This window comes from Pseudomonas sp. AU12215, from assembly GCF_001675465.2.
In the GTDB taxonomy this organism is placed as follows: Bacteria; Pseudomonadota; Gammaproteobacteria; order Pseudomonadales; family Pseudomonadaceae; genus Pseudomonas; species Pseudomonas nitroreducens.
Map to the genome: position 1 here is coordinate 1 of NZ_MACM02000079.1, position 2,151 is coordinate 2,151.

The 2,151-nt window shown below is 54.8% G+C and carries 2 protein-coding genes; both read right to left on the minus strand.

Annotated features, from left to right (window positions below; all coding sequences use genetic code 11):
- On the minus strand, nucleotides 1-289 hold a 289-nt coding region (locus tag A9513_RS14335), incomplete at its 3' end, for a hypothetical protein (RefSeq protein ID WP_141678407.1).
- Between the two features lie 580 nt (nucleotides 290-869).
- Entirely contained in the window at nucleotides 870-1,856 is a 987-nt protein-coding gene (locus tag A9513_RS14340) for an inovirus-type Gp2 protein (RefSeq protein WP_065085035.1), read from the minus strand.
- Nucleotides 1,857-2,151: the final 295 nt, after the last annotated feature.

The following is a 2,151-nucleotide window of genomic DNA, read 5'->3' on the forward strand; positions in this document are numbered from 1 at the left end:
CCCCCTGGATGGACTCGATTCCGATACCTCTGCAAGCCTCTCGGAAGGTCCACAGCTTTTCACTGCCGGAATCAGCATCCACCGACATGGCACGTTTATACATACGCTCCAGATAGACAAGAAACAGTCCAATATGTGTCGCAGTGGTGTCCATCTGGCCAGTGCGATCAAGCGTGCGAGTGAACGCCGGCCTGCTGGAAGACTCGACGCACTCTACGAAGCAATCAATCAGCGTGCCGGCCGCCATTTGATCCAGATGGAGTGGACGCGCGCTGGAAAGGTTAGTCATGGCATAGCTCCTTGCTGTCGATTTCATGCCAGGTGCTGACGTGGTCATTTTCTACCGACAGCTGGCAGCATGCCCAGCGCACCGGTGTGGCATTGTCAGTCGGTAAATCACCAGAGAGAACCGCCGATGTCTAGTCTCTCGGAAGAAGATCGAGCGCTGCTGTCCGCCATTAATGCCCTCATGCGGGAATATGGCGTTAGCCGGTTGCAGCTACTGAAGATGTTACGTCACGAACCATCCCGCTCTGTTTTCAGCGGACCTGTTCCTAGTCCACTACTGACGTACCGCCATCCGCTGACGGGAGTCCGCATTCGAGTGCGGGCAGGTAAGAGCCTGATTTACCGAGCATGGGTTGCTGAGTTTGGTGAGGAGGTTGTGGCAGGCTGGGTGATTGACTCCAGCACAGGCCTCTAGCGCACCATGCTCACTGGAATACCCAACGGATTCTGCCTAAAGTGAATCTGCTGCCGAAGGATCGGCAACCGTTGAAATCCCCTGCAACGGCTGTCTTGAAGCCCCGCCTCCCAGCGGGGCTTCTCGTTTATGCCTGACACCCCAATATACGCCGTTCCAAACACTCTCAGCGGGCAGCTATCCACCCTCGACGAGAACGATTCAGCTGCCCCATCCGCAAGCATCGAGCACCAGCTGGCCTTAGCCGCAGGTGCTGAGCGTCTTTGACGAGATACTTCAACGCCTTGTGAACATAACGCCGAATTCTCTGGTCGCTCCTCAGGATGAGGCCGACGCCACACTCATCGCCATACCGCTCCTTGTCATGGTTACAGCTATGCATGTAACCATGACCATGCGTGATGTGCTCCCAGAGTTCGCCCAGCTGGATGGCCTTGTAGACATCCCCACGGACCTCATTGCCATTGAAGAAGTAGGCAGCATGGATGTGGTACCCCCCACCATCTTTCCGCTCGCCCTGCTCGACTACGTAGATGTAACCAATAAGGTGCTTGACGATCGGATTGCGTTTGTGCTCAGTAATCAGCTGCTTCAGGTCACCGAACACGTGCTCAACGCGCAGCCTGGCCTGCATCTCAGAACGGTAATGGAAGTCGGCCCTGACGATGGTGATGCGCGAATAGCGCTCACATAAGGCGTCGGCGTAGTCGCAGACATCTGCCTCCTGATCCTTAGCTTGATAGCGTCGGTCGTCTCTGTTTCGGCAATACCAGCGTTCACGAGTCAGTTGTCGGATCCGAGCAACCAAGACGTTCATGCTGCGATGATGGTCTAGGTAGGCAGTCCCCTCTTCATTCAGGCAGACAGGGCCGTCTGGGTGACGCTCCAACCCAATGTATTGGCAAGCCTCCTTGAACGCCTGAAGATGCTCGCTGTAGTCGTACTCAACGCGGTCATCGAACAGGTCGACCATCTGCTTGATGTGGGTGAAGTACCGGGAGAGCCTGGTGTCTTCTATTCGCTCGTATCCACTGCGGTTTTGCCTGAATCGAAAGGCAGGACTGTCATGTCGCTCGATGGATTGCACGAGTGATTCGATTTGGAGGGCGATGTCTGATTGGGAGAGGTGGGTGTAGGTCTTGCGATTGTTCATGCATGGGTACCGGGTTGTTGGCTTCATACCAGGTACGTAATGTGTATTTTTTGATTGACGACCTATCACTGGCAGGCGACAGGAGTCATGTCTGATCTGTGATGGCTTCCAGTAGGAATGGTTGATTAGTGACGATTAGCTAGTGGAAGTAAGGGCGGGGTAATGCGGGTATGGGATGAGGGGGGTTAGCTATTAGCTAGGCGGTTGCAGAAGCTGAGTGCAACACGGTTACTGGATTGAAGCAGGTGCATCATGCTGCAACGCCACTACCTCTGTCATGACCTCAATCGGGCAT

Excerpts from the sequence above, each read along its gene's own strand:
- A9513_RS14340 (WP_065085035.1), bottom strand. The coding sequence starts at position 1,856 with ATGAACAATCGCAAGACCTACACCCACCTCTCCCAATCAGACATCGCC.